Source organism: Kitasatospora sp. NPDC001095 (genome assembly GCF_053598615.1).
In genome coordinates this window covers 1-3,608 of sequence record NZ_JBSFKQ010000120.1, presented here as the reverse complement: position 1 = coordinate 3,608, position 3,608 = coordinate 1, and the positions used below count along the sequence as shown (strand labels likewise).

The 3,608-nt window shown below is 72.9% G+C and carries 1 protein-coding gene; it reads right to left on the bottom strand.

Going from position 1 to position 3,608, the window contains the following annotated elements; genetic code table 11:
• Positions 1-3,608, bottom strand: a 3,608-nt coding sequence (locus ACWDBB_RS36045; protein WP_449793625.1) for a type I polyketide synthase, incomplete at both ends; no start/stop codon positions are given.

Genomic DNA, 3,608 nt, shown 5'->3' with positions numbered 1-3,608 from the left:
ACATCCACGGCCTCGGCACCCGCCGGCGGCCACTCCACCAGACCCGCACCCTCAGCAGCCGACGCACCCTCCGCCAGCACACCCGAGACATGACGGACCCACTCCGACGAGCCCTCGGCCCGACCGTGCACAGCCACCGAACGACGCCCGGACGCATCCACCGCGCCCACCGTCACCTGAACCTGCACACCACCCGACCCCGGAAGCACCAACGGCGCCTCCAGCGTCAACTCCTCCACCAGCGAGCAACCCACCTGGTCACCCGCCCGCACCGCCAACTCCACGAACGCCGTACCCGGAACGATCACCGAACCCAGCACCACGTGATCGGCCAGCCACGGGTGCGACTCCACCGACAGACGACCCGTGAACAGGTAGCCCTCCGCATCGGCGAGAGCCACTGCCGCACCCAACAGCGGGTGGTCGGCCTCGCCGAGACCGGCGGCCGTCATGTCGCCGGCGAGCGACGGGACGTGGAGCCAGAAGCTCTCACGCTCGAACGCGTACGTCGGCAGGCCGACCCGCCGGGCACCGGCCCGGGAGGCCAGGCTGCTCCAGTCCGCGGCGGCACCGTGGGCGAACGCCGTCGCCAGCGCGGAGACCGCCGTTCGCGGCTCCGGTCGCTCGGCACGCAGCGCCGGCACGAACACCCCGCCGTCGACGCACTCCTGGCCCATGGCGGAGAGCACGCCGTCGGGGCCGAGCTCGACGAAGGTGGTGACACCCTTGGCTTCGAGGGCCCGCATGCCGTCGGCGAAGCGAACCGCCTGGCGCACGTGCCGGACCCAGTACTCGGGCGAGCACAGCTCCTCCGCCGTGGCCATGTCCCCGGTGACGTTGGAGACGACCGGGATGCGCGGGGCGCTGTACGTCAGCCCCTCGGCAACGGCCCGGAACTCCTCCAACATCCCGTCCATCAGCGGCGAGTGGAACGCGTGCGAGACGCTCAGCCGCTTGGTCTTCTCGAACTGCCCGGCGATCGCGAGGACTTCATCCTCGTCGCCGGAAATCACCACGGAGGAAGACCCGTTGATCGCCGCGATGCTCACCTGAGCGGTCAGCAGCGGCAGCACCGCCTCCTCCGAGGCCTTGATCGCCACCATCGCACCGCCCTCCGGCAGCGCCTGCATCAGCCGGCCACGAGCCGCCACCAGGGCGACGGCGTCGTCCAGCGACAGGACACCCGCGACGTGGGCGGCCGCCAGCTCACCGATCGAGTGGCCCACCAGGAAGTCCGGACGGACCCCCCAGCTCTCGAAGAGCCGGAATAGCGCCACCTCGACCGCGAACAGCGCGACCTGCGTGTACTCCGTACGGGCCAGGACCGCAGCGTCCTCGCCGAACACCGCCTCCTTCAGCGGCAGTTCCACCCGCGAGCACACCGCGTCGAAGGCCTCCGCGAACACCGGGAACGCCTCGTACAGCTCACGCCCCATCCCCGGACGCTGGCTGCCCTGCCCCGTGAACAGGAACGCCAGCTTCCCGCCGCCGGCCAGACCCTGGACCACCTGCGGGTCGGACTGGCCGTCGGCCAGTGCCCGCAGGCCGGCGACCAGGGCGTCCCGGTCCTCGCCGAGGACCACGGCCCGCTGCTCCAGGACCGTGCGGGTGGTCACCAGCGAGTGCGCGACGTCGGCGACCGGAAGCCGGTCGTCGGCCGTCACCAGCGCGTGCAGGCGCTCGGCCTGGCGCCGCAGGGAGTCCTCTCCCCGTGCGGTGACGACGAACGGCGTGACGGCGGCCGGGGCCGCGTCCGTCCCGGCGACGGCCGTGGCCGGACGCTTCTCCGCCGGGGCCTGCTCGATGATCGTGTGGGCGTTGGTGCCGCTGATGCCGAAGGAGGAGACGGCCGCGCGGCGCGGGCGTCCGGTCTCCGGCCACGGCCGGGCCTCGGTCAGCAGCTCGACCGCGCCCTGCGTCCAGTCGATGTGCGGGGACGGCTCGTCCACGTGCAGGGTCTGCGGCAGGACACCGGCGCGGATCGCCATCACCATCTTGATGACGCCCGCGACACCGGCGGCGGCCTGGGTGTGGCCCAGGTTGGACTTCAGCGACCCGAGCCAGAGCGGCTCTTCGGTGCGCTCCTGGCCGTAGGTGGCGAGCAGTGCCTGGGCCTCGATCGGGTCACCCAGCGAGGTGCCGGTGCCGTGCGCCTCGACCACGTCGATCTGGTCGGAGCTGAGGCGGGCGTTGGCGAGCGCCTGGCGGATGACCCGCTGCTGGGACGGACCGTTGGGGGCGGTCAGGCCGTTGCTGGCACCGTCCTGGTTGACGGCGCTGCCGCGCATGACCGCCAGCACCTGGTGGCCGTTGCGCTGCGCGTCGGACAGCCGCTCGACGAGCAGCATGCCGACGCCCTCGGACCAGCCGGTGCCGTCCGCCGCGGCGGCGAACGACTTGCAGCGCCCGTCGGCCGCCAGGCCGCGCTGCTTGCTGAACTCGATGAAGGTACCGGGGGTGGCCATCACGGTCACACCACCGGCGAGAGCCATGGTGCACTCGCCGTTGCGCAGGGCCTGGGCGGCCAGGTGGAGGGCGACCAACGAGGAGGAGCAGGCCGTGTCGACGGTGACCGCCGGGCCCTCAAGACCGAAGGTGTACGCCAGGCGGCCGGACAGCACGCTGCCCGCGTTGCCGGTGCCGAGGTAGCCCTCGATCTCCTCGGGGATGGTCTGCAGGCGCGCGGCGTAGTCGTGGTACATCACGCCTGCGAAGACGCCGGTGGCGCTGCCCTTCATCGAGGCCGGGTCGATGCCCGCGCGCTCGAACGCCTCCCAGGAGGTCTCCAGCAGCAGGCGCTGCTGCGGGTCCATGGCGAGCGCCTCGCGCGGCGAGATGCCGAAGAACACCGGGTCGAAGCGGTCCGCGTCGTGCAGGAAGCCGCCCTCGCGGGTGTACGTCGTGCCGGAGCGGAGGGACTCGGGGTCGTACAGGCCCTCGACGTCCCAACCGCGGTTGGTCGGGAAGAGCGAGATGCCGTCGCCGCCGCCGAGCACGAGCTGCCACAGGTCCTCGGGCGAGGCGACCCCGCCCGGGTAGCGGCAGGCCATGCCGACGATCGCGATCGGCTCGTCGTCCCCGCCCGCGGCCGTCTGGGCCTTCACGACCGCGGTGGCCGCGGCCGGTTCGAGGTGTCCGAGCAGTTCGGTGTGCAGGTGGTCGGCCAGGGCGGCGGGCGTCGGGTAGTCGAAGACCAGCGTGGCCGGCAGCCGCAGGCCGGTGGCCGCGTTGAGGCGGTTGCGCAGCTCGACGGCGGTCAGCGAGTCGAAGCCCAGCTCACGGAAGGCCCGGGCGGCGTCCACCGCGTCGGCGGACGGGTAGCCCAGCGCCGTGGCGGCGTTGCTGCGGACCAGGTCCAGCAGCGAACGGTGCTGCTCCTCGGCCGACAGGGTGCTCAACTGGCCCACCAACGTGGCGGCGGAGCCGCTGCTGACGTCCACCTTGCGGCGGCGCGGGGTACGGACGAGTCCGCGCAGCAGCGGCGGAACGTCGCCGGTGCCGACCGCCGTGGCGGGGTCGAGGTGCATGGGGACGACCAGGGCGCGCTCCAGGGTGAGCGCACCGTCGAACAGGGCCAGACCCTCCTGGGCGCGCAGCGGGGCGACGCC